Origin of the sequence: Shewanella sairae (genome assembly GCF_023283535.1) — a bacterium.
GTDB lineage: Bacteria > Pseudomonadota > Gammaproteobacteria > Enterobacterales > Shewanellaceae > Shewanella > Shewanella sairae.
In genome coordinates, this window is sequence record NZ_JAKILT010000021.1 from 1 (window position 1) to 24,185 (window position 24,185).

Sequence of the window (24,185 nt, forward strand, 5' to 3'; positions counted from 1 at the left end):
AGTATCGATTCCCCTGTAGTTCAGTTGGTAGAACGGCGGACTGTTAATCCGTATGTCACTGGTTCGAGTCCAGTCTGGGGAGCCACTTTAAATAGCAACAAAAGTAAAAAATTAAAGTAATCGATTCCCCTGTAGTTCAGTTGGTAGAACGGCGGACTGTTAATCCGTATGTCACTGGTTCGAGTCCAGTCTGGGGAGCCACTTTAACTAGCAAAAAAAGTAAAATGTAAAGTATCGATTCCCCTGTAGTTCAGTTGGTAGAACGGCGGACTGTTAATCCGTATGTCACTGGTTCGAGTCCAGTCTGGGGAGCCACTTTAACATTTGCTATATCAAAATATCGATTCCCCTGTAGTTCAGTTGGTAGAACGGCGGACTGTTAATCCGTATGTCACTGGTTCAAGTCCAGTCTGGGGAGCCAATCTCGCAACATTATCTCCTAACAAACAATTTACATCATTCATAGAAATCTGTTTATAATGCACTATTAAACTTGATCACCTAAGATCGAGTAATTCATAGCATTGAACGGACTCTTATGAATACTTCCACGCTTTTCCAGTTTTTCTTAGCAATATTATTTGGTGGGTTCACAATCCTAGCCTACCAGACAGAAAAGCAAGAATTAGAATCAGCAAACAAAAAAATTCTTAACGAATACGTAGAAAAAATAGCAAAAAAACATGAATCGCAAGGAAATGGCGAGACTCTGTACACTTCGCTATCATCTAAATTTGGTCTTCAATTTTTTCAATACATCGATATAGATGATAGTAATAACAACTTCACCAAAGGCACCCTACAAGCTACGCAACATTCATTTTTGGAACCTCTATTCCATATGGATTTATCACATACTCAGGCATTAGAGCACGGTCGTTTACAAGTAAAGATTTTGAATCAAATACCTACCGCTAATTCAATAGCCAAATTTGAAGAAAGTCTGAGCTATATTTGGGCGGTTTTTGCTTTAATCTCGCTATTCCACATACTACTCACCTTGAGACAGAAAAAGAGTATTCGTTACATAGCGGCTAAAATGGAAAGCTTGGCAAATTTAAACTTTGATGCTTTTGAACAATCAAAAACTAAAGGCGAATATAAAATTATTGGTCAGGCTTTTGAAAAAAGTCAGCAATTATTAAAGCATAAAGTAAACCTATTAAAGGAGCATAATGAGCAGTTGACTAAAACTGCATTTCAAGATCCTGTGACAGGTTTTGGTACCAGAGCAAGGTTTACCGAAAAACTAAACCAGATAAGCGACCAAAAACAAGCTGAGGTTGGCGTCCTATTTATTATCAAGGCTACTGAATTAGCCACGATGAACCAAATGGTTGGTCGAGATGGTGGCGACGATTACCTTGCTCGCATCGCAAATGAAATTCGAAGTTCACTTAAAGGCAACCCACAAGCGAGCTATTTTAGAATTTCAACTGCCGACTTTGCCATCATTTTGCCTTCTAAAAGCTTAAAGCAAGGAAAAGTAATCGCAGAGAGTTTAAAAATGGCATTTAACGAATATCAGCAACAAGCTGGGACGGCATCAATTGCCCATATTGGTTTAGTTCCATATTTTGAAGATACTGACCCAGTATCATTAATGACACTAGCGGATACGGCTGTAAGCATAGCTCAAACTCTTGGTCCAAATTGTTACCATGTACAAGAAAAGCTTACCGGAGACGAATTATTTGGTGAAAGTCGCTGGAAAGTCGCGATTAACGAACTCATTCGCCATAAAGCGATTCAATTTTATGTTCAACCCATACGTCCATGCCGAAATGATGTCCAATCTTATCGTGAGTTACTTTCACGGTTTTATAACAGTGAAGGGAAACTTTTTCCAACAACGACAGTTATCGCAATGGCAGAGCGACATGGTATGAGTGAAGAACTGGATAAACTTGTCGTGTTAAATGCAATTCAATTACTAGCAAGTTCAACCAAGATATCTGGCACTATGGGCATCAATATCAGCTCAGCTTCGGCTACAAATAAATCCTTTGTTGCTTGGTTAAAAGACGTATTAATAAGGCAGAGAGGGATAGCTGCACGACTCGTTTTTGAAGTCAATGAATCAGGTATGCAAACAAATCTAAGTGCAACCTACCATTTCATTAATGAATTGCACAGTGTAGGTTCAAGAGTCTCTATAGAGCGTTTTGGTTTAGGCTTTACTTCATTTAAATTTTTCAAAGAGGTCCGCCCAGACTTTATTAAATTGGACCATAGTTACACTCAGGGCATTTGCTCTGACCCACAAAATCGATTTTTCGTCAAAATGATTATTGATATATCACGCAAGTTAGGGATTAGAGTTATCGCTACAGGCATTGAAAAGCAAGATGAAAAATTAGCTATGGAACAGCTACTTACTGACGGTTTGCAAGGGTACTATATCGCAAAACCAATGCCCTTAACACAAGAACAAATAGCATAAATAAAATGCAATCTTTGTTTATAAAAAAAGCAAACTTTTTATCCTTGCTTTCTATGTGTTGTTAATAGCAACGGAAAAGCCGATAATAGTCAAATTCTGTCTAAAAAATTTGAATAGAGATGAGTGAATATCTCCTTTTATTGATTGGCACTGTGCTCGTCAATAACTTTGTACTAGTAAAATTTCTTGGTTTATGTCCCTTTATGGGCGTCTCCAGCAAGCTAGAGTCCGCCATTGGTATGTCAATGGCGACGACGTTTGTGTTAACGCTAGCGTCTATTCTTAGCTATCTCGTCAACCAATACCTATTGCTGCCTTTCGACCTTGGCTATTTACGCACAATGAGCTTTATTTTGGTTATTGCTGTCGTCGTACAGTTCACTGAAATGTTAGTGCAGAAAACCAGCGCATCTTTACACCGAGCATTGGGTATTTACCTGCCCCTAATTACCACCAACTGTGCGGTATTAGGTGTTGCATTGCTAAATATCAACGAAAAGCATGGTTTTATTGAGTCCGCGATCTTTGGTTTTGGTGCTGCTGTCGGTTTCTCATTAGTACTAGTGCTTTTTTCTGCTATGCGAGAACGTTTAGCGGCCGCAGATGTTCCCACCCCTTTCAAAGGTGGTGCTATTGCTATGGTAACCGCTGGGCTTATGTCACTCGCCTTTATGGGATTCACAGGATTGGTTAAATAAACATGTCAGCAATTGTTATTGCAGTCGTCGTATTGACTGTACTCGCCCTCGTTTTTGGTATTTTACTTGGCTTCGCCGCCGAAAAGTTTAAAGTTGAAGGTAACCCGCTCACAGATCAAGTCGAGGCACTGCTGCCGCAGACCCAGTGCGGCCAGTGTGGTTATCCAGGTTGCCGTCCATACGCGGAAGCGATTGCTGGCGGTGATAAAATTAACAAGTGCCCTCCTGGTGGCACTGCGACTATGGAAAAACTCGCTGATTTGATGGGCGTAGATCCAGAGCCGCTTAATGCCACAGAAGAAGTTCAAGTCAAAAAAGTCGCTTACATCCGCGAAGATGAATGTATTGGCTGTACTAAATGTATTCAAGCATGCCCTGTCGATGCCATTTTAGGTTCAGGTAAGCTAATGCATACCGTGATTACCGACTACTGTACAGGCTGTGATTTATGTGTCGCACCCTGCCCGGTTGATTGCATTGATATGCTCCCCGTAGAACAAACCACTAAGACATGGGATTGGCAGCTTAATGCTATTCCAGTCAAGCAGTTGCAAGAGGATAAACCGTGTTAACTTTATTAGAGCAAATTGATAAAGGAACGCTTTGGCGTTCACATGGTGGTGTTCATCCTCCAGAATTAAAAAACCTGTCTAATCAGACTAAAATAGGCCAATTGCCACTAGCAAATCAATATATCCTCCCGTTACCTCAAGTCGGTGATAGTGCATTATTAGCTGTAAAAACAGGTGAAAGAGTCTTAAAAGGCCAAACCTTAACCAGCGGTACAAGCTTCGCTTATAGTCCGGTTCATGCGCCAACATCCGGCGTAGTAACAGCCATCAAACCTATGCCGAGTAACCATGCATCGGGTATCCATATTCTTAGCTGCATTATTGATGCTGACGGCTTAGATGAAGCTGTAGTATTTGAAACGGCTAAAGTCGGTGCGCTGAGTAATGAAGAGATCCTAACAAAGATCCAGCATGCGGGCATCGCTGGCTTAGGTGGGGCAGCTTTTCCAACTCATATCAAACTTCGTCCAGCAAGTGATATCGAGCTCGTTATCATCAACGGTATTGAGTGTGAGCCTTATATCACCTCTGATGACCGCTTAATGCGTGAACATAGTGATGAGATCTTAGCGGGTATCGAGATTATTCAACGCTTGCTCTCACCTAAGCGCATCATTATCGCCATTGAAGACAATAAGCCAGAAGCGATTGAAGCGATGCAGCATGCGCTTAATCGCAGTCATTTGGCTACAGGAAGTACGCGCATAACAGCCGTACCGACTAAGTATCCATCGGGTGGCGAAAAGCAGCTTATTCAGATTTTAACTGGACAAGAAGTGCCTTCAGGAGCCATTCCTGCGCAGCTAGGTATGTTAGTGCAAAACGTTGGCACGGCGTACGCAATTAATGATGCCGTAGTCAATGGTCGAGCACTTACCCATCGCGTCGTGACGGTAACAGGACTAAATAGCCAAACTCCCGGCAACTATTGGATGCCTATTGGCACACCTATCCAGCATATTCTCGACGCTTTAGGTTTTGCCGGTAATCTAAGCAGCGACAAAATCATCATTGGTGGACCAATGATGGGCCATTCATTGCCCAATACCCAAGCGCCTGTACTCAAAGGCACTAACTGTATTTTATTGCCAAGCCAGCAAGAAATTGCTGACGATGATGCCGAAAAACCATGCATCCGCTGCGGCGAATGCGCCGTGGCTTGCCCTGCTCTATTGCTACCTCAACAACTGTTCTGGCATTCAAAAGCCGAAGAGTATGACAAAGCTGCTAGTTTTAATCTGCATGACTGTATCGAATGTGGTTGTTGTAGCTTTGTCTGCCCAAGCGACATCCCTTTGGTCGAGTATTACCGTATCGCTAAATCTGCAATACGCACTCAAAACGAAGAGAAAAAGCAAGCGGATTTTGCGAAACAGCGCTTTGAAGCACGCTTACAACGCCTTGAAGAAGAAAAGCTCGCCCGTGAAGCGAAAGCTAAAGAGGCTGCTGAACGCCGCAAAGGCACGATGTCAGGTGGTGACAGAGACGCTGTCGCTGAAGCTATGGCGCGAATTAAAGCCAAAAAAGCCGCAGAACAACAAAATTCTGCTGCAGATACAGCCACTGCTGCACCAGAATTAGATAAGAAGGCACAAATAGCCGCCGCCATAGCTCGCGCTAAAGCCAAAAAAGAAGGCGCACCGACAGATGATTCATCTGCTACTGCAGTTCCTGCTGATGATAAAAAAGCACAGGTAGCAGCAGCGATTGCCCGTGCTAAAGCTAAAAAGGCCGGTGCGAATACCGCAGCAGAAACACCTGAGCCTCAAGCTACTGATAAAAAAGCGCAAATAGCAGCGGCGGTTGCCCGTGCAAAAGCTAAAAAAGCCTCAGCTAAACACACTGGTACAGTAGATATTGATTCAACAGTACCTTCTACTGATAAGCAGAACGAAGTAGCCGCAATAGATGATATTGCTAATGATGCCATCCCGTCAGATATTGTTACTGCTAATACTGCTAATACTGCTAATACTGAAATTAGTGACAAACAGGCCAAAATTGCAGCGGCTATCGCTCGCGCAAAAGCCAAAAAAGCCGCAGCTAAATCTGCAACAATAGATAATCAACAACCATCGATGGCATCGGATGAAACGCTTAATCCAGTTGACACCAATCTTAACGCTAAATCTTTGTCAGATAGTGCACAAGAGAGCCAACAAGACACCGTGCAGAAAAAAGCACGTATTGCAGCAACGATTGCCAAAGCCAAAGCAAAGAAAGCCCAGGCAAAACTGCAGGAAAAGGAATAAGACATGGCGTTTAAATTAGCCTCTTCACCGCACTTAAAAGTGCAGTTACAAACCCAAACGGTTATGCGCCGCGTTATTTTATGTGCACTACCGGGTATTGCTGTACAGAGTTATTTTTTCGGTTTTGGTGTTCTTATCCAAGTGTTATTGGCCATTATCGTTGCACTTGCTGCTGAAGCCGCCGTCTTAGTGCTCAGAAAGCGTGCCGTGCTGCCAACAATTAAAGACAACAGTGCCGTGCTCACAGCTGTATTGATCGGTGTGGCAATCCCACCTATAGCACCATGGTGGTTAGTGGTAATAGGAACCCTGTTCGCTATTGTATTAGTCAAACAGTTATATGGCGGTCTAGGACAGAATATCTTTAACCCTGCAATGGCGGCTTACGTCATGTTGCTGATTTCTTTTCCTGTGCAGATGACAAGTTGGTCAGTGCCTCTAGTGATTGCACAAAATCCGATGGATATAGGCTTAAGCTTGCAGGCCATCTTCGGTTCAATGTCTATGGAGCAGCTTAATAGCTATAAACTCGGCTTTGATGGTATCGCAATGGCTACCCCACTCGATACGGTAAAAACCGACCTCGCTTTAGGGTTAACCATGACAGAAAGCTTAAATAAACCTGTGTTTGCAGACGGGTTTGGTGTTGGCTGGTTTTGGGTCAATATGGCATACCTTGCTGGCGGCCTAGTGATGCTAAAGCTCAAAGTGATCCGCTGGCATATCAGCGTGGCCATTTTAGCTTCGCTCTTTGTTTGCAGTAGCTTTGGCTACCTACTTAGCCCTGACACTCATGTAGGGCCATTAATGCAGTTGTTTTCAGGCGCAACAATGATTGCGGCATTTTTCATTGCCACCGATCCTGTTACCGCAGCAACTAGTGTCCGTGGACGCTTAATTTTTGGCGCCCTAATCGGTGTATTGGTCTATGTTATTCGTACTTATGGTGGCTACCCTGACGCATTCGCTTTCGCCGTATTACTGGCTAACCTTTGCGCGCCGTTTATTGACTATTATGTCAAGCCTCGCGCCTATGGTCACCGCACTGGCAACTGAGTTTAAAGAGAAATTATTTTGAAAAAATCGATGCTAAAAAATGGTTCACTTCTCGGCCTATTTGCGCTGCTTTGCACCGGGCTAGTTGCTGTGGTCAACGAATTTACCTTTGATAAAATTAAGCAACAAGAAAAAGTAGAACTCGCGCGAGTATTGCACCAAATAGTACCGGATGCATTACACGATAATGAATTAACAGAACATTGTATTACCTTGCAAGCAGAAGACGCTCTCGGTACTGCTGACGCATTACCAGCCTATATCGCAACCCAAAATGGTAAGGGTGTGGCTATAGCCATTGAAGCCATTGCACCAGATGGCTATAACGGCAATATCAAAGTCATTATTGGCATTAGTCACGAAGGCGAAGTGTTAGGCGTGCGCACCCTTTCTCACCAAGAAACTCCTGGCCTTGGCGATAAAATTGAACTAAGAAAGTCTGAATGGGTAAAATCATTCGACGGGCTTTTGTTGCTGTCTGACGAAGACAAGCGCTGGAATGTCAAAAAAGATGGCGGTGAAATCGATCAGTTTACCGGTGCAACGATTACGCCGCGCGCTTATGTAAAAGCAGTCAAAAAAGCCGTGCAGTACTTTAATACGCATAAAGCTGAACTACTGTCGACACCTGCTAACTGTGAGGTAGGAAATGAGTGATTATAAAGAGCTAGCTCAACAAGGTTTATGGAAGAATAATCCCGGTTTAGTTCAGTTATTGGGCCTGTGTCCATTACTTGCTGTTACAGCGACCTTAACCAATGCGTTAGGCCTTGGCTTAGCAACAATGTTAGTGCTAATCGGCTCAAATATATTGGTTTCTTTAGTACGCGATTTTGTTCCAAAAGAGATCCGTATTCCGGTATTTGTGATGATCATTGCCGCGCTAGTAACCACGGTCCAATTACTGATTAATGCCTACGCCTATGGGTTATACCTGTCATTAGGTATTTTCTTACCGCTGATTGTGACTAACTGCGTCATCATAGGCCGTGCAGAAGCCTACGCATCACGTAATAACGTAGCTAAATCAGCCTTTGATGGCTTAATGATGGGTCTTGGTTTCACTTTAGTCTTAGCGATATTAGGCGCAAGCCGTGAAATACTCGGGCAAGGTACATTGTTTTACGGGGCTGACCAATTACTTGGCGAATGGGCAAAATCATTAACCATTCAGATCTGGCAAGTCGATACGAGCTTCTTGCTAGCGATGTTACCACCGGGTGCATTTATTGGGATGGGACTGCTCATTGCGCTTAAAAATGTCATCGATCAGCATTTAGCCAGTAAACAGCCTAAAGCTGAACTTGAGGCCCCTACTCGAGCGCGTATTACCAAAGTAAATTAAGCCTACTGCATGGTAAGGCAATAATAAAAACAATACGGAACGAAAAATGAACGCTGAAAAACGTCGCTTAATTCTTGAAAGGCTTAGGGAAAACAACCCTCACCCAGAAACAGAGCTTAATTTCTCTAGCCCATTTGAGCTGTTGGTTGCAGTCACCTTATCTGCTCAGGCAACTGATGTCAGTGTCAATAAAGCAACCGATAAACTGTTTCCTGTTGCTAATACCGCTCAGGCTATTGCCGATCTCGGTGTTGAAGGGCTAAAGCAATACATAAAGACCATAGGTTTATACAACAATAAAGCCATTAATGTTGTAAAAGCCTGTGAGATTTTAGTCGAAAAATATGCAGGTGAAGTCCCAGAAAATAGAGAAGCACTTGAATCTTTACCCGGTGTTGGACGCAAAACTGCAAACGTTGTACTCAATACCGCTTTTGGCTGGCCGACTATTGCAGTTGATACCCACATAGATAGAGTATCGAACAGAACTAAGTTCGCAATGGGTAAAAACGTTGTTGAAGTAGAAAACAAACTGCTTAAAGTGGTACCGGCTGAATTTAAAGTAGACGTGCACCACTGGCTTATTCTGCATGGGCGTTACACTTGTATTGCACGTAAGCCCCGCTGTGGAAGCTGTATCATCGAAGATTTGTGTGAGTTTAAAGATAAGGTCTATCCTGAAGATTAATACTTCATTCAAGATATCGATGAATCAAACAACAAAAAAGCCGCAATTAGCGGCTTTTTAATATCAATATGTTTAGTACATACAGATAAAGAAAACAGTTAAAAACGCAGCGATAATTGCAGTAAGCGCTAGTGACATTTTTAGTTCAGTTTGCATAATGTTCTCCTTGTAATATTAAGCTAATACTATAAGAAAAATGCGACTTTCTCAGCCAATTTTAAAGCTTTTGTGATCTAGTGCTTACTAATAAAATTGATCTAGCGCAATTTTTACCAAATGTATCCAGTGATAAGAAAATAGATATAATTCAATTATAAATAACCACAATAAATAGGAAGAAAAATGGCGCAGTTACTCCACACCATGTTACGTGTCGGCAATCTTGAACGCAGCATCGAGTTTTACACCAAAGTACTAGGCATGAAGCTCCTTAGACAAAGCGAAAATAGCGAATATCAATATACCTTAGCCTTTGTTGGATTTGATGAAGAGTCTACAGGAAGCGCTGTAATTGAGCTTACATACAACTGGGGCACTGAGAGCTACGATCATGGCAATGCTTTTGGTCATATCGCTATCGGTGAAGAAGATATCTATGCTCGTTGTGAAGCGATTACCGCGGCCGGTGGTAAAGTGATTCGCCCTGCGGGCCCAGTCGCTGGCGGCAGTACTGAAATCGCGTTTGTTGAAGATCCAGACGGTTACAAAATTGAATTTATTCAGATGAGCTCTGCGGAGAAAGGTTTAGGTTAATTTTTTACCTTCTCTTTTTCCCAATAAAAAAAGCGCCGTAAGGCGCTTTTTCTTTAGGTTAAATAGCTAATGCTATTTAGAACTTCATGGTTACACCAGCGAAGTAAGTGCGACCAATTACGTCGTAAACTTCTGGTACTGTACCACCGTCACTACCGTTAGAAACTTTTGATGGTTCTTCATCAGTAAAGTTCTTAACACCAGCGCTTAGCATCCAAGCATCGTTGATGAAGTATGAAGCTGAAAGGTTGTGGTATAGAACAGAGTCTACAGTATCACCTGTCGCTAAGTCGTCCATTTCACCAATGTAACGGTTGAAGTACATTACGGTCCAGTCATCTTGTCCCGCTTTAATGCTGAAGTTGTTACGAACTTCTGCATATGCACCGAAGTTACCATCGATTGTACCTGTGTAATCTTTGCCGTCTTGCTCAAAGTTAAGCAAGTAAGTCGTGTCATTGCTTACGGTCCAGTCTAGGTTTAGCACTTCAAAGCTATAAGCTAAGTTAAAGTCAATACCGCTTGTATCTTGGAAACCTACGTTAGTTAGTGAGTTAGTCAAGTTAGACAAGTCACCATCAGCACCAATGTTAAAGGTTTCACATGCTGATGCATCACCGCCATAACAAGCATCGATACCCGCTTGCGTGTCAAGACGCGTAATTGCGTTCTTCACTTTAAAGCGCCAGTAATCAACTGTTAACGACATACCATCTACATAGCTTGGCGAGTAAACTAAACCAGCAGTGTAAGACTCAGACTCCTCAGGCTTTAGGTCTTCATCAGACGTACGGTTTACTAGGATCTGTGGGTCTTTTTCGTTACCCCATGGGTCGACTAGGTAGTCGTAAGAACCTGAGTTACCACCATATAGCTCACTTACGCTTGGCGCACGGAAACCGGTTGCCGCTACAGTACGTAGCATTAACTCATCAGTAGCTTCATAAGTAAGACCAATCTTCCAAGTTGATGCATTACCAAATGTTGAGTAATCATCAAAGCGTAGTGCAAATTCACCGGTTAGCTTATCAGTAAATGGTACGCTAACTTCTTGGAATACCGAAATTACATTGTAGCTACCATCTGTTGGATCTTGCTGCGCTGCAGTACTTTCACCAGCTACAACAATTGGATCCGGATTGTAGTAACCGCTTTCGTAGCGATACTCAGTACCGATAGCGAATGCAACAGCACCTGCATCTAGGTCAAACAGTTCACCGTTAAGACCTGCAGAGAATACATGCTGCTCGTTACCACCATCAGCTTCTTCATCATAAGAAACACTATTCAGAACATCTTGATCAGTCATTGGCTGACCAGTTAACCATGGATCTTGGTCAGCATAGATAGCATCAGCCATCAAGTTAGCGTTAATAGAGTTTTCTACGCCAGTCTTAGCTTTGTTATTACCGTAAGTGTACGAAGCATCCCAGTTCATACCCGTATTGATATCTAGTGAACCTTCAAGGCCTGCAGAAATACGCCATGTATCAGTGTCCTGGTTATAAATACGTGGACCCACGTCATTCATACGCTTTCTGTAGTTAACTTGACCGTTCTTATCTGGAGTAATACCAGCATCGATCATGTCTTGATCAAGCTCTAAACATGTCATTGGATCTTGTCCAGCTTCACACACATCTAGCATGATGTTGGCAGGCTGTGGAGCTAACTGTTGGTTAGACTTACGCTTGGTATATAGAATGTCACCGGTCATTACGATGTCATCACCTAGCTCTTGAGTCATGTTAGCAAATAGACTGTAACGCTTGCTTGGAGTCTGGTAGAAGCTATCTTGAGTAAAATCATAACCTTCAGAGCGATCTACCCAGTTACCATTTTCATCTTTAACCTTACCGCCCAAAGAGCCATTTGGAATAAATGAGCTGTTACCTGGATCTGTCCAGTCACGGTCAGACTGAATTACACCTTTACGCTCAGAGTATGCTGCACCAAATGTGTAGTTACCGGTATCAGTGTTAAAACCATAAAGTGCGCTGATTTCACCATTTTCGCCGTCGCTCTTGTCGGTCATGCCGCCTTGAACGTCAACTTGGAAACCTTCAAAGTCTTTCTTAGTGATGATGTTTACAACACCAGCAATTGCATCTGAACCATATACTGCTGATGCGCCATCTTTTAAAATTTCAACACGTGCGATCATCGCAACAGGAATAGAGTTAAGGTCAACAGAGCTGTTTGCACCAGAACCTGAGTTCACCATACGGCGACCATTTAACAGTACTAGTGTACGCTGTGAACCCATACCGCGAAGGTCAACTTGAGCAACACCGTCAGCACCATTGTTAGTGCTAGAACCTACGGCTTTACCACCCATAGATGTTTGAGCTTGTAGCAATTCGTCAACGGTAGTAAAACCTTCTGCACGAATTTCTTCCGCGCCAATAACAGTAACTGGCGATGCAGTTTCCATGTCTTGACGTTGGATGCGGGAGCCGGTGACAGCGATGCGTTCTACATCAGCACCAACCTCTTCAGCAAAGGCGATGTTCGATGTAGCAAATGCAGTAGTTGAAACCGAAGCAATCAAGCCAAACTTGATTGCTGAGGCCAATTTAGATGGTCTGTTCATTATGTTGTACTCCCTAACCAATTTATTTTTATATATACGTCATTTGTTATTTCAGACGTTGATTAGGATACTGCTAGTTCACGTTTACCCCGTCAATCAAGCAATTCATTAACCACAGCAGCAAAAAAGTTGTTAAAAGTTAAATAAAATGTAAACCAAAATAAGTTCAACACCACCCAACAATGTGACCAGCGTCACTTATCAGTTTAAATCGCTGTATATATCAAAAATACCAGATAAAACACCTGAAAGGCGTGCAACATATATTTAACCCTACGACAAGACAGAAGTGCGACACAGATCACAATTCCACAACGTGTAATTTAGTAAAGGCACTGCCTGCTGTTGTAATACTTAGATGTTGCTCATGTTTTTTTAGAAAAAACTAAGCTAGTAAACAGGAGATATTCAGTTTCAGGCTATCAAAAATGCAGAAATGTGAATAGATGTAACATAAAGACACTTTGGCTAATTAGAATACAACACAAGGGAGAAATTGATTTAGGCTGACACAAAGCGTGATCTTAACTTACGCCCGTTGAAGTATTCATGTCCGCAGAGGTCCTATATGTGAATAGGCCAAAACTGTCGTTTACGTAAGATTCAAGAATTCACAACAAGGCTAAATGAGTACACAAAAAACCATGCCCAAGCTTTGAACTAGGTATGCGGATGCTGAGTCGACTATTGGTAGTTCACTTCTATGACATAATCTAAGCTCATCCCCCCTAGCGAAGATGGCGTTTCAACGATTAATTCACCACCAATATATAACTCTGTTGGTACATCGGATAGCGATAAAGACAACGTCTGCTTACCGTTAGGTAAAATCGGGGTAAATGCTACCGCCCCATTCGAAGTAGCTTTAACCGTGATTTGTATACGCTGATTTTCTTCCCCTCTTACCAATAATTTTCCCAAAGAGGTATTTGACTCAGAACATGCATTACCTTGACGCCCATTGGCGGTTAGTTCACAAATTCCATGAGTAAAATTGTAGATATCGCCTAGCTCAATTGCTTTGGTTTGCTCGATTGAAACGGGAATAATAAGGTTTAAGTGGGCTTGTGCAAGCGCAGTTGCTAATCCAAACAAAAGTGTCATGTTAATCCATTAACAAAGAGTCATCACAACTGATTATAGCTTGTCTTTGGGAAATATTAGTGCTTATAGAGACAAACGACTCGCTCAGGTTAAAAACGTGAGCTCAGAGATAATTACCGCTGTTATTCGCAGTACAGACGAGCACATTTAAGCTAAGAGTTTGTTTGGCGCTCTATTGTAAACTTAGGCAATTGAATAAAATCTCCAGGTGTTAACTTGACTGTTTGAATGAAAATATCATTGATGAAAAGCTCATACTCTCCGGGTAACATCTGGTCTAAAATGAAGATACCGTCATACTCAACCCGCGTAGAGTTCGAAATATCCGAACTCTTTGCCCTTAACTCTACAAAAACTCCGGATGCAGGTGAGTTATCTTTATCATCAAAAACCACTTCTCCTTCGAGTTCAGCTGTATACATGACAGGGAATAAAATGGGCTGGATATGTCCAGGGTGTGGATTAACGCTAATGATATGGGCTGCTGGTAATAAAAATGGATCTTTTAAACTATTTTCATTCAACACTAACTTTTGTTGCCGATTTGTTTGCAGCTGAGTAATAAGAAGCTCACCATTAAGGTCCGTTTGTTTATTTGATTGACTGTGCCCCGTAAACTTTAAGCCTGATATAGGTAGCTCAATATCGTCAAATAAGCCGTTCGCGTTATCATCTTGAAAAGCGATAATCTTCACACTACCGGTATTGATATAGCTCATACGATCAACTAACCAACGATCAGGTTCAGTATCCCATAAAAACGCGCTATTCCATTTCATTTGTGCTAACCAATCACCATTCGAACGGTTATCTAATTCTAGCCTTAGCGCGCCATAATCAAATAAATAAGATATCGAATTTCTGACAGTAAAGTCACTGCTACCATTTGGTTGATAACCCAACTCAAGTTGATAGTTAGCTCTATCGGTCAGTGCTGTATTAAAGTTAGTGTTCCACTGATTAAGAGAAAGTTCTGGCGCAATATCTAGATCAACATAACTACGTATTTGCCAGTTATTGATCCGGCCAGAGATAGCAAGACGGTCGCTCCAACGTCCGATACTATTTAAACTAGACCAACGTAAATCATTGCTCAATGACAATGCGTTAAACTGACTTGATAGTAAAAAGTTGGCTTGAGTATTATCGCTACCCAAATTAACAGCCTGCCAACGCGCTCCAAATCCCCAATTTAATGTGCTCCCATCTAGTGATCCACTAATATTGATAAGCGCTTCTTGATCTATTCGACCATCGATATTGTCCCAAGTCGAATAATTACTGTACTTTTGCCACTCAGCCTGCCAATCAAGCTCGCTTTGACTCCCCTGAATTGCAACACTGGTCGCATAGCCCGTAGGGCTATTGACATAATTTAGCTGTACTAACTGCGAGTCACCGACAAAGTTCACTGATAGCCTAGGTAAAAACTGCCACTCTTTTAAAGTATTTTGCTGCTGAACGAGGGCAAGCCCGACTGTCATATCATCCGCTAATGCCCAATTAACATCGGCATAATACTGTTTTAAGTCATCAAGTTCCCTAGCCATCGCGCCAAAATTGACACCAACATTACCTTTTTCAAGTAACGAGCTGTCCAATAGCTTACTAAAAGATTCGGTACGGATTTCACCATTAGGACCATAAAAGCGCAATTGATATTGATTTAGTCCAATATAATAAGGCACATCAGCAAATCGATATTGACCATCAGACTTTACCCGTTGCACTCCTACCAAAGTGTTATTCCGATAGAGTTCAACGTCCCAATCAGGATCCAATTCACCTTCAACAACAATTGAGCGCAAATCACCGGTAAATGTGCTACCTGCACTCACTATAGCGCCCACACCGAGCACAGAATCAGATACTAAAGACAAACTATGGCTGTCTACATTGCCAATTCGGTAGAAGTTGACCCACTGTTCTTGTAGTTCTCGCTCAAGGTAAGCGTTAAAAGAGCTTCCGCTAGCACTTTGCGAATAAGCGGCGTAAGTATTGTGGCCCAACAAATCTGCTCTTGTCTGTAAAAAAGCGTCGGCTTCGGTATGTTTAATATCATTAAGTGATTGCGTTCTAACACCGATATCAGCGTTAACCGCCAAATCTCCCAATAACGCATATTCCTTACTAATTTTTTTAACTGGTCGGCTTTGGTTATTTTTCTTTTGGGCATTAAATAGTTCAAAGCGCTTTTGCCTTTCAAGAAGCAAAGTTAAAGGAATGTGTTTACTCGCTTGAATATCAAATTTTTGTCTTGCAGAATCAAAAGACACGGCAAGCCCTAACAACTGCTCAAGTACCCTAGACTCAATATATAAATCCCAACTATCGTGATAAACGATGGTTTCAGATTTATCGCAATTGTCACTTATATTTCGAAAAACCATCAGGTCTTGGCTGATATCAACTAGATGGCTTTCTTCGATAAACCAACCATTTGCAGACAGTGTATCGATATCAACTTGGATCGGTAGGTGCAATAACTCAGCAATGTATTCAAGAGGCAAATATTGCATCCCATTTTGCTGATAAACAAACATTTCATTGCTCAATTGCATCTTGGCATAATTAAGCTGAGTCACCAAAAATAGTGACTCTTGAGTCACCTGATTTTGATAGGGTATGGCTAACTGCCCAACACATTGCAACTTCGCCGAAGCGATTTCTCCAATTTTGCTACCACTCATTGTTTGGTTAGATCGACTATCTATCACGCTATCCTGAGTCATCATAGAAAGAACGGACGTTTGCGTCGGTTTTGACGAGGGCAATAACTGCATATTTGGCATCAACTTTGAATCTTGGCTTACTATTTTAGATTCCGACGCCTGTCTTCGTTTGAGTGGCATTGTAGACACATTTGCGGACTTGGACTTACCCATCGCCGATGACAAAACAGATGCAGCTTCATTCGATGATTTAGATTGCTTTGCTTGATAAATTGTTAACGGCTTTGATATAGGGTTTTCATTTATAGCTGATGTGACAATAGCGCCATTACGACTTAGATTAATCGAATCTGACGCTAATGAAGTATTGCTTGAAAAGTGATTTGCTTCAGGCAGAACTTCTGAGCGACTTGTGTTTAACTCTTCTAGCTGGGGTGCTATCGATAGCTCTTTTGATGCGAGAAGCGATACAAGAAAAATCGCCGCCAGCGTTAGCCAACGTGCGATTTGCAATAAATATAATAAAGCTGACACTTTAACTAAAGCGCTATCTTAGCCTCGACTATTTTCGGCTGATAAAGCGAATTATTTTCTTTGTATCGCACAAGTAACTCACTGGAATTTAGCGGTTTCGTTAAAGGTATTAAAAAGTTTCTTTCTGATAATTCAGTATAAATTGCAATATTTTTTGACACACCAACAATTTCATTTGTGATTGTATTAATAACTTCAATATCACCAAAACTACTACGGTCTCCCGTGCGCTGTAGCGTTACTTCAACCGCATGCTTGTCACTATCCAGTTGGCTTCTTTCTATAGAGAGGTCACTTGTTAACTGACCAACCCGCATAATAACAGGTATGGATATTTTTAAATAAGCTGAAATATTTAAGCTAACAGTGTCGCTATGCGATTGCTGTGACGCTTGATTACTCACCGGTGCTAATGGGATCTGGTGGAACACAATATAACTTCTATATTCGCCCGGTATTATATTTCGCGGTACTCTAGCAGCTAAACGAACTCGAGTGCCCTGCTCTGGCTCTAAGCTCACACGACGAGGAGAATAACGCACAAAGCTTGCTACCGATTGCGTTGCTTGCTCTTTTGTCAGCTCTGCATATTCGCCATTGGCAAGCATCTTTTTATCTTCAAAGTAAACATTATAACGTGCGGCTTCAGTGCCTTTATTTACAAGGGAAAAGACTGCGCTGGTATTTTTTTTATCCAGCTCAACACGAGTGGGATTTACCAGCAGGTTAGCGGAAGCATTAAAAGCAAATAGTGCTGTAATACAGCAAGTAATTAGTTTCTTCATAAGGTCGCCTAGCTAATTAGAGGTTAAACCTCATTATTGTTTTTAGATAGCTTACTTCGGCACTGACAATTGTCAGTTAAAAATAGGGGCAACATTGATATTAATATTGACCCTATACTTATATTTAGTAAGTAACACTCACAGTATAACTAATTGCCTTAACACCCGCTGTTGCGTTAGCAGCAACAACATCAATTGTCCCACCAACATTAATTGATGCGGTACCACTTATAATATCAACGGTATTAGCAGTAATTTGTGGCGTAAAGGTGACACCTGGTACAGAAGAACTATCAGCAGCAGATAGTGCTACGTTTACAGTTGCATCAGCACCCGTAATATTAAATACGCCGCTCTGTGCTGCATTTCCGCCTGGTACACAACTTGAGCCTGATACAGAATTTGATTCGGTTAATACACACTGTCCGTCAGCAAGTGATATATCACCAAAATCCATCGCCGTAGCTTCTGTTACAACAATAGGAACAATCAGGTTAAAGTTAGCAGTACCGGTTTGATCTGTCGCAGACACACCAGCAGACAGTAGAAATGATGATGCCATAAGGGTAGAAAGCAGTGTTTTTTTATTCATTTTTAATTTACCTACATTTTAACGTTAATATTTGTTAAATCCCCCCGCTTAGACAACAATGATAAATGCATGAAATTATGCCAATTTATCCTCCAAGCAGCGCTAGAGCTAGAAGCTATAACAATTTCGCTACATTTGACAATACTTTTAAGTTTGACTTCATAAAAGTGTCACACTGATAAATTAATAAAAAATATTAACCCTTAGCTTTTATAAGGCATTAAAAAGCCACCAATCCAATTAATCACTATCAAAACCACATAAGACAGAGGATAAAACCAACCTAGTGGCATTTATTGGCGTATTTAATCACATATTTATATTAAGGTTAAAATTCGGGTATAACTAGTAAGTATAAGTGATAACCAATTTGAATAACTCGTTAGTCTACACTGAATGTTTTTTATTAGACTTTTATACTATAAGCGAGCTAATAACAGAGTACTAAAACACAAGGAAAAACTGTCTCCCCTGTTTGTGTTTTTTATACTTCACGTTACTCTATAAAAAATAATAACGTATAAGAGCTAAACCAATGCCAAAATTTATTTTCTTGGGTAAATTTACCTTTCAGTCATTAAGTTTTTTACCGCTAAAACAGTGCGCTAATATTCAGGACCATTGCAAAGTTGATTTGAAGGTCTGCATGGTACTAGCAGCTCTATTTTTAAGCACTCTTACCAGTAACCACGCTTTCGGTGCGATCACTATTACTGAGATACAACCACTTAAATACCCAGCGACAATAAAAAATATGAATAAGTCCACGGTTGTCGTGGTTAATTGGAAAGGCAAGCTTGGTGGCGGAACAAACGCCAGTTTATTAGATAGTGATTATTCTCAAGGTAAATATTTGGTGAGCTCTGATACCAATCAACCTATTACAGTCGATTTTTTCCAGCTTGCCAATGAAGCCAAAGTAAATCTAAAAACGCTAAGAGTTAGGTATAAAAATAAAACTTATAAAAGCTTTCCTACTATAGAGCTAGACAACCCCGGTATAGACGGGCAGATAATATCGATTGGAGCTAAGGTTGCTGCAGGGAAAAATGCAACGGCTGGAGAGAAGTTTCCGCGATATGTGCTAAGGGTAACAGAACAATGATACCCACATGTAAAATATATTATTTTAATAAAATAGCCCGTTTCTAAATGGGCTATTTTATTTGGAATATCAGGCTTCAGGCTTGATTATATTAAAATGACTATAAGCTCTGTTAGTCGCTATTCGTCCACGAGGTGTACGCTGAATAAACCCTTGCTGAATTAAAAACGGCTCTAGCACATCTTCAATAGTCTCGCGCTCTTCGCCAATTGCTGCGGCTAAGTTATCTAAACCAACAGGGCCGCCCATAAACTTATCAATAATCGCCAGTAACAGCTTTCTGTCCATGTAGTCAAAACCCTCAGCGTCAACATCAAGCATATCTAATGCTTCATCTGCAATGGCTTTAGTTACTGCGCCGCTATGTTTAACTTCTGCAAAATCTCGCACACGTCTAAGCAAGCGATTAGCAATACGCGGCGTACCACGAGATCGACGAGCAATTTCAATTGAGCCTTCATCATCAATTTCAAGGTCCATCACTTTAGCGCTGCGCGTCACGATGCTTGAAAGATCTTTAACATTATAAAACTCAAGTCTAAGCGGAATACCAAAACGTGCTCTAAGTGGCGAGGTTAAAGCGCCTGCGCGTGTCGTTGCACCAACGAGCGTAAACGGCGGTAAATCTAACTTAATTGAGCGAGCTGCAGGGCCCTCTCCAATCATGATATCTAACTGATAATCTTCCATTGCCGGATACAAGATCTCTTCGACCACGGGGCTTAAACGATGAATTTCATCGATAAATAACACATCGTTTGGTTCAAGATTCGTCAGTAGTGCCGCGAGATCACCCGCCTTTTCAAGCACTGGGCCTGAAGTCGACTTAATATTAACGCCCATCTCATTAGCAACAATCATCGCCAATGTGGTTTTACCTAAACCTGGCGGACCATAAATCAGCATATGATCAAGTGCTTCACCGCGTTTTTGTGCAGCTTGAATAAAAATTTTAAGCTGCGCGCGCGTATCATCTTGCCCAGTATACTCATCGAGCATCTTCGGGCGCATGGCGCGATCAACGGCTTCAATCTCTTCACGTTCAATGATGTTAGGCTGTATGAGTCGGTCTGCTTCAATCATTTATTATCCTTAAAGCATCGATTTCAAAGCTGATTTAATCAGTGTTTCAGAACTCATACCATCAGTATAAACTGCTGATACCGCTTTACTTGCTTGTGCAGGCTTATAACCGAGAGATAATAGCGCTGCAATGGCATCTTCTTCAGCAGTATTAACCACTTCTGGTGCTTTATAGTTTGATTGCAACATAAACTCACGCTCTGAACCGACGGATGCTTCCATTAAGCTCTTAAGCTTATCGCGCATCTCAACCAATAATCGCTCTGCAGTCTTCTTGCCTACTCCCGGTAATTTTACAAGCGTGGCAATATCGTCACGCTCAACACAAGCAACAAACTCGCCCGCTGTCATGCCTGATAAAATCGTTAATCCAAGCTTTGGACCTACGCCATTGGCTTTGATAAGTAATCTAAATAGGCTGCGCTCTTGTTTCGTTACAAAGCCATAAAGCAATTGCGCATCTTCTCTAACGACAAAATGAGTGTAAATCACCGCTTCTTGCCCAAGCTCTGGCAGCTCATAAAAACTGGTGAGTGGCATTTGAATTTCATAGCCAACCCCAGACACATCCACGAGCACTTCTGGCGCTTGTTTCTCAATTAATAATCCGCGAATACGACCTATCATTTATAACGTCCGTAAGTTCTAACATTTGCTCGACCACCTAACGCAGCCAAGCTTTGACATGTATGATAATGACACACTGCCACACCGAGCGCATCCGCTGCATCGGCTTGTGGCGCGCTTGGCAATTTAAGTAATTGTTGAATCATGTGTTGTACTTGCGCTTTTTGTGCGCGCCCAGTGCCTACAACTGCGCTTTTTATCTGCGTGGCACTGTATTCAGCAACCGGTAAATTGGCCGCTGTTGCCGCAACAATCGCTGCGCCTCTTGCTTGGCCAAGCTTTAATGCCGAATCCGCATTTTTGGCCATAAAAACTCGCTCAATCGCAAATTCGTCTGGTTGATATTGTCTGATAATCTCAGACAAGCCATCAAAAATCTGCTTTAAACGTAAAGGCAACTCATCTGAGCTAGTACGAATACAACCACTACCGACATAAACTTGCTGCCGGCCTACACATTTAATCACGCCGTAGCCGGTGATCCGAGAGCCGGGATCGACTCCCAAAATAATTGCCATAGGTTACTTATTCCAACCCTTCCATCACTTCGTCAGAAATTTCTGCATTGTGATAAACTTCTTGTACATCATCATGATCTTCTAGATTATCGATTAAGCGTAAAAACTTAGGCGCAGTATTGGCATCTAAGTCTGCTTTGGTTGACGGCACCATAGTCACTTCTGCGTTAACAGATTCGAGTCCTGCAGCGTCTAGTGCATCTTTAACACTACCGAAATCTTCAGGCGAGGTCAGTACATCGATTGAGCCATCTTCATGGGTGACCACATCTTCAGCACCGGCTTCTAATGCCGCGTCCATGACCGTATCTTCATCAACCCCTTCATAAGAGATAATGCCTTTCTTATCGAAAAGGTAAGCAACTGAACCGTCAGTTCCTAGGTTACCGCCAGATTTACTGAATGCATTACGCACACCTGATACGGTGCGGTTTTTATTATCAGTCATGGTTTCGACCAGTACAGCTGTACCGCCTGGCCCATAACCTTCATAAATAATGGTTTCTAAAACTTGGCCATCGAGTTCACCCGCGCCACGTTTAATCGCGCGCTCAACGGTGTCACGAGTCATGTTATTTGAAAGAGATTTATCAATCGCCGCACGTAAACGTGGGTTTGAATCAGGATCTGATCCGCCCTCTCGCGCAGCAACTGTCAATTCACGGATAAATTTAGTGAATAATTTACCGCGTTTTGCATCTTGAGCAGCCTTACGGTGCTTAATATTGGCCCATTTACTATGACCTGCCATCTCTATCTCCTTAATTTATACCCAAACAACCTTAAGCGACTTAAGCGACTTAAGCGACGGTAATGCGCCTATTTGCTTTAAATGTAAGTTACTTGGGTATATTTTATCGAAAAAAAAGCCGAGTCTTAACTCGGCTCTTAATCACGCTTTATTATTCAGCGTCTTTAGCGTCAGCTTTTGGCTCAGCTTCAACAACACTGACACCAAGTTCAGCTAACTGAACCGGATTAGCAAACCCTGGCGCGTTTGTTAACGGACAAGCTGCTGTGGTTGTTTTCGGGAACGCCATCACGTCACGAATTGAGCTCGCACCTGTCATCAACATGATGATACGGTCAAGACCAAATGCAAGACCTGCGTGTGGTGGTGTACCGTAACGCAATGCTTCTAATAAGAAGCCAAACTTCTCGCTCGCTTCTTCGTCATTAATACCTAGAATTCTAAATACTGCTGACTGCATTTTGCTATCGTGAATACGTACCGAACCGCCGCCTAATTCACACCCGTTTAGTACCATGTCGTATGCATCAGAAATAGCAGCAATTGGATTCGCTTCTAACTCTTCAGGCGTCATGTTGCTTGGCGCAGTGAATGGGTGGTGCATTGCATGCAAACCGCCGTCAGATGTACGTTCAAACATTGGGAAGTCAACAACCCAAAGAGGCTTCCACTCACCTTGTAGCAAGTCAAAGTCTTCTCCCGCTTTAAGACGTAGTGCACCCATTGCCTCAGCAACGATGTTAGCTTTATCAGCACCAAATAGGATTAGATCGCCAGTTTGTGCGCCAGTACGCTCAAGTAACGCTTTAACCACATCTTCGCTTAGGAACTTAAGTACTGGAGACTGAATGCCTTCCATACCTTGAGCAAGGTCATTAACCTTCATCCAAGCTAGACCTTTAGCACCGTAAATAGTCACATACTTAGCGTATTCATCTAACTGCTTACGTGAAAGTTTAGCGCCACCTGGAATGCTTAGTACCGCAACACGACCTTCTGGATCGTTTGCTGGACCATTAAATACCGCGAACTCAACGTCTTTAACGATATCAGCGACATCAATAAGCTCTAACGGGTTACGTAAATCTGGCTTGTCTGAACCGAAACGACGCATCGCTTCTTCAAATGTCATTTTAGGGAACTCGCCCAAATCAACATTCAACAGCTCTTTGAACAGGCCGCGTACCATTTCTTCAGTCTTATCCATTACTTGGGTAGAAGACATGAATGAGGTTTCAATATCGATCTGAGTAAATTCTGGTTGACGGTCAGCACGTAAGTCTTCATCACGGAAACACTTAACGATTTGGTAGTAACGGTCAAAACCAGACATCATCAACAACTGCTTAAACAATTGTGGTGACTGTGGCAATGCAAAGAACTGACCTTTATAAGTACGGCTTGGTACTAAATAATCACGCGCACCTTCTGGTGTTGCTTTGGTCAGGATTGGGGTTTCGATATCTAGGAAACCGTTACCATCTAAGAAACGTCTTACAGCACTGGTCACTTTAGAGCGGAATACAATACGGTCAGCCATTTCTGGGCGACGTAAGTCTAAGTAGCGGTACTTTAGACGTTGCTCTTCAGTGTTATGCTGATTTTTGTCCATGTTGATTGGCAGTGGCGCAGAGCTATTCAAAATAGTGAGCTCTAGACCTAAAATTTCAATCTCACCAGTACGCATATCAGCGTTAACTTGGCTATCAGGTCTTGCTCTTACAAGGCCTTTAATCTGAACACAAAATTCGCTGCGTAGTGTGCTTGCAACATCAAACACTTCAGGAAGGTCTGGATCATAAACAACCTGAACGATACCTTCTCTATCACGAAGATCGAGAAAAACAACGCCGCCTAAATCTCGGCTGCGATTAACCCAACCCACTAGGGTCACTTCTTGACCTACGTGAGACTTATTGACGTCTCCACAATAATGACTGCGCATTTAACTCTTCCTTTATTCCGCAAAGCGATGTTTGAGGATCTGGTTCAAAACAAGACAAAACGGGCATTA

20 protein-coding genes and 4 tRNA genes are annotated in these 24,185 nt (G+C 42.0%); 14 read left to right on the forward strand and 10 right to left on the reverse strand.

Going from position 1 to position 24,185, the window contains the following annotated elements; genetic code table 11:
* Positions 1-9 precede the first annotated feature (9 nt).
* The 13 genes from L2748_RS10505 (at position 10) to gloA (ending at position 9,807) form a co-directional block, all read left to right on the forward strand.
* Positions 10-85 (forward strand) — tRNA-Asn (locus L2748_RS10505).
* Positions 86-125: 40 nt separating this feature from the next.
* Positions 126-201, forward strand: a tRNA-Asn gene (locus L2748_RS10510).
* Positions 202-239: 38 nt separating this feature from the next.
* A tRNA-Asn gene (locus L2748_RS10515) sits at positions 240-315 on the forward strand.
* Between the two features lie 30 nt (positions 316-345).
* Positions 346-421, forward strand: a tRNA-Asn gene (locus L2748_RS10520).
* 117 nt (positions 422-538) lie between these two features.
* On the forward strand, positions 539-2,443 hold the full coding sequence (locus tag L2748_RS10525; RefSeq protein ID WP_248957696.1) for an EAL domain-containing protein: 1,905 nt from the start codon (positions 539-541) through the stop codon (positions 2,441-2,443).
* 119 nt (positions 2,444-2,562) lie between these two features.
* A complete protein-coding gene (gene rsxA, locus L2748_RS10530; protein ID WP_012277028.1) occupies positions 2,563-3,141 on the forward strand; it encodes an electron transport complex subunit RsxA in 579 nt (192 codons plus the stop codon).
* A gap of 2 nt (positions 3,142-3,143) precedes the next feature.
* The gene (gene rsxB, locus L2748_RS10535) at positions 3,144-3,713 is read left to right on the forward strand and encodes an electron transport complex subunit RsxB (protein WP_220782862.1); all 570 of its coding nucleotides are present in this window, start codon (positions 3,144-3,146) and stop codon (positions 3,711-3,713) included.
* On the forward strand, positions 3,707-5,965 hold the full coding sequence (gene rsxC / locus L2748_RS10540) for an electron transport complex subunit RsxC (RefSeq protein WP_220782861.1): 2,259 nt from the start codon (positions 3,707-3,709) through the stop codon (positions 5,963-5,965). The genes rsxB and rsxC overlap by 7 nt, the downstream gene beginning before the upstream one ends.
* A gap of 3 nt (positions 5,966-5,968) precedes the next feature.
* A complete protein-coding gene (gene rsxD / locus L2748_RS10545; protein ID WP_220782860.1) occupies positions 5,969-7,021 on the forward strand; it encodes an electron transport complex subunit RsxD in 1,053 nt (350 codons plus the stop codon).
* Between the two features lie 18 nt (positions 7,022-7,039).
* On the forward strand, positions 7,040-7,678 hold the full coding sequence (gene rsxG / locus L2748_RS10550; protein WP_220782859.1) for an electron transport complex subunit RsxG: 639 nt from the start codon (positions 7,040-7,042) through the stop codon (positions 7,676-7,678).
* Positions 7,671-8,366 carry an electron transport complex subunit E gene (locus L2748_RS10555; RefSeq protein WP_220782858.1) on the forward strand — a complete coding sequence of 232 codons (696 nt, stop codon included), beginning with the start codon at positions 7,671-7,673 and terminating at the stop codon, positions 8,364-8,366. The genes rsxG and L2748_RS10555 overlap by 8 nt, the downstream gene beginning before the upstream one ends.
* A 46-nt stretch (positions 8,367-8,412) precedes the next feature.
* Positions 8,413-9,054 (forward strand): endonuclease III, encoded by a 642-nt coding sequence (gene nth / locus L2748_RS10560; RefSeq protein WP_220782857.1) that lies wholly within the window; start codon positions 8,413-8,415, stop codon positions 9,052-9,054.
* 342 nt (positions 9,055-9,396) lie between these two features.
* Positions 9,397-9,807, forward strand: coding sequence for a lactoylglutathione lyase (gloA, locus tag L2748_RS10565; RefSeq protein WP_220782856.1), 411 nt, complete (start codon positions 9,397-9,399; stop codon positions 9,805-9,807).
* 76 nt (positions 9,808-9,883) lie between these two features.
* Here gloA and L2748_RS10570 read toward each other — a convergent pair whose 3' ends face one another.
* From L2748_RS10570 to L2748_RS10590, 5 genes are all read right to left on the reverse strand, one after another.
* Positions 9,884-12,400 (reverse strand): TonB-dependent receptor, encoded by a 2,517-nt coding sequence (locus L2748_RS10570; protein WP_220782855.1) that lies wholly within the window; start codon positions 12,398-12,400, stop codon positions 9,884-9,886.
* A gap of 684 nt (positions 12,401-13,084) precedes the next feature.
* The gene (locus L2748_RS10575) at positions 13,085-13,504 is read right to left on the reverse strand and encodes a hypothetical protein (protein WP_220782854.1); all 420 of its coding nucleotides are present in this window, start codon (positions 13,502-13,504) and stop codon (positions 13,085-13,087) included.
* 152 nt (positions 13,505-13,656) lie between these two features.
* The gene (locus L2748_RS10580; RefSeq protein ID WP_220782853.1) at positions 13,657-16,710 is read right to left on the reverse strand and encodes a carboxypeptidase regulatory-like domain-containing protein; all 3,054 of its coding nucleotides are present in this window, start codon (positions 16,708-16,710) and stop codon (positions 13,657-13,659) included.
* 5 nt (positions 16,711-16,715) lie between these two features.
* A complete protein-coding gene (locus L2748_RS10585) occupies positions 16,716-17,495 on the reverse strand; it encodes a fimbrial biogenesis chaperone (protein WP_248957697.1) in 780 nt (259 codons plus the stop codon).
* Positions 17,496-17,619: 124 nt separating this feature from the next.
* A complete protein-coding gene (locus L2748_RS10590; protein ID WP_220783165.1) occupies positions 17,620-18,087 on the reverse strand; it encodes a hypothetical protein in 468 nt (155 codons plus the stop codon).
* 535 nt (positions 18,088-18,622) lie between these two features.
* Between L2748_RS10590 and L2748_RS10595 the strand changes: the two genes are divergently transcribed.
* Entirely contained in the window at positions 18,623-19,192 is a 570-nt protein-coding gene (locus L2748_RS10595; RefSeq protein WP_220783164.1) for a hypothetical protein, read from the forward strand.
* Positions 19,193-19,261: 69 nt separating this feature from the next.
* On the opposite strand, the gene ruvB is transcribed toward L2748_RS10595, so the two are convergent.
* The 5 genes from ruvB to aspS form a co-directional block, all read right to left on the reverse strand.
* Entirely contained in the window at positions 19,262-20,275 is a 1,014-nt protein-coding gene (gene ruvB, locus L2748_RS10600; RefSeq protein ID WP_220783163.1) for a Holliday junction branch migration DNA helicase RuvB, read from the reverse strand.
* A gap of 9 nt (positions 20,276-20,284) precedes the next feature.
* On the reverse strand, positions 20,285-20,902 hold the full coding sequence (gene ruvA, locus L2748_RS10605; protein ID WP_220783162.1) for a Holliday junction branch migration protein RuvA: 618 nt from the start codon (positions 20,900-20,902) through the stop codon (positions 20,285-20,287).
* Positions 20,899-21,420 carry a crossover junction endodeoxyribonuclease RuvC gene (ruvC, locus tag L2748_RS10610; protein ID WP_220783161.1) on the reverse strand — a complete coding sequence of 174 codons (522 nt, stop codon included), beginning with the start codon at positions 21,418-21,420 and terminating at the stop codon, positions 20,899-20,901. Before ruvC ends, ruvA begins: the two co-directional genes overlap by 4 nt.
* A gap of 7 nt (positions 21,421-21,427) precedes the next feature.
* A complete protein-coding gene (locus L2748_RS10615) occupies positions 21,428-22,171 on the reverse strand; it encodes a YebC/PmpR family DNA-binding transcriptional regulator (protein ID WP_220783160.1) in 744 nt (247 codons plus the stop codon).
* 151 nt (positions 22,172-22,322) lie between these two features.
* Positions 22,323-24,116, reverse strand: coding sequence for an aspartate--tRNA ligase (aspS, locus tag L2748_RS10620; protein WP_220783159.1), 1,794 nt, complete (start codon positions 24,114-24,116; stop codon positions 22,323-22,325).
* Positions 24,117-24,185 lie beyond the last annotated feature (69 nt).

Coding starts and splice junctions, on each gene's coding strand:
- L2748_RS10590 (WP_220783165.1), bottom strand. CDS start 18,087: ATGAATAAAAAAACACTGCTTTCTACCCTTATGGCATCATCATTTCTA.
- L2748_RS10595 (WP_220783164.1), top strand. CDS start 18,623: ATGCCAAAATTTATTTTCTTGGGTAAATTTACCTTTCAGTCATTAAGT.
- L2748_RS10570 (WP_220782855.1), bottom strand. CDS start 12,400: ATGAACAGACCATCTAAATTGGCCTCAGCAATCAAGTTTGGCTTGATT.
- aspS (WP_220783159.1), bottom strand. CDS start 24,116: ATGCGCAGTCATTATTGTGGAGACGTCAATAAGTCTCACGTAGGTCAA.
- L2748_RS10585 (WP_248957697.1), bottom strand. CDS start 17,495: ATGAAGAAACTAATTACTTGCTGTATTACAGCACTATTTGCTTTTAAT.
- rsxD (WP_220782860.1), top strand. CDS start 5,969: ATGGCGTTTAAATTAGCCTCTTCACCGCACTTAAAAGTGCAGTTACAA.
- L2748_RS10525 (WP_248957696.1), top strand. CDS start 539: ATGAATACTTCCACGCTTTTCCAGTTTTTCTTAGCAATATTATTTGGT.
- ruvC (WP_220783161.1), bottom strand. CDS start 21,420: ATGGCAATTATTTTGGGAGTCGATCCCGGCTCTCGGATCACCGGCTAC.
- gloA (WP_220782856.1), top strand. CDS start 9,397: ATGGCGCAGTTACTCCACACCATGTTACGTGTCGGCAATCTTGAACGC.
- ruvB (WP_220783163.1), bottom strand. CDS start 20,275: ATGATTGAAGCAGACCGACTCATACAGCCTAACATCATTGAACGTGAA.
- L2748_RS10615 (WP_220783160.1), bottom strand. CDS start 22,171: ATGGCAGGTCATAGTAAATGGGCCAATATTAAGCACCGTAAGGCTGCT.
- L2748_RS10575 (WP_220782854.1), bottom strand. CDS start 13,504: ATGACACTTTTGTTTGGATTAGCAACTGCGCTTGCACAAGCCCACTTA.
- rsxB (WP_220782862.1), top strand. CDS start 3,144: ATGTCAGCAATTGTTATTGCAGTCGTCGTATTGACTGTACTCGCCCTC.
- nth (WP_220782857.1), top strand. CDS start 8,413: ATGAACGCTGAAAAACGTCGCTTAATTCTTGAAAGGCTTAGGGAAAAC.
- rsxA (WP_012277028.1), top strand. CDS start 2,563: ATGAGTGAATATCTCCTTTTATTGATTGGCACTGTGCTCGTCAATAAC.
- ruvA (WP_220783162.1), bottom strand. CDS start 20,902: ATGATAGGTCGTATTCGCGGATTATTAATTGAGAAACAAGCGCCAGAA.
- L2748_RS10555 (WP_220782858.1), top strand. CDS start 7,671: ATGAGTGATTATAAAGAGCTAGCTCAACAAGGTTTATGGAAGAATAAT.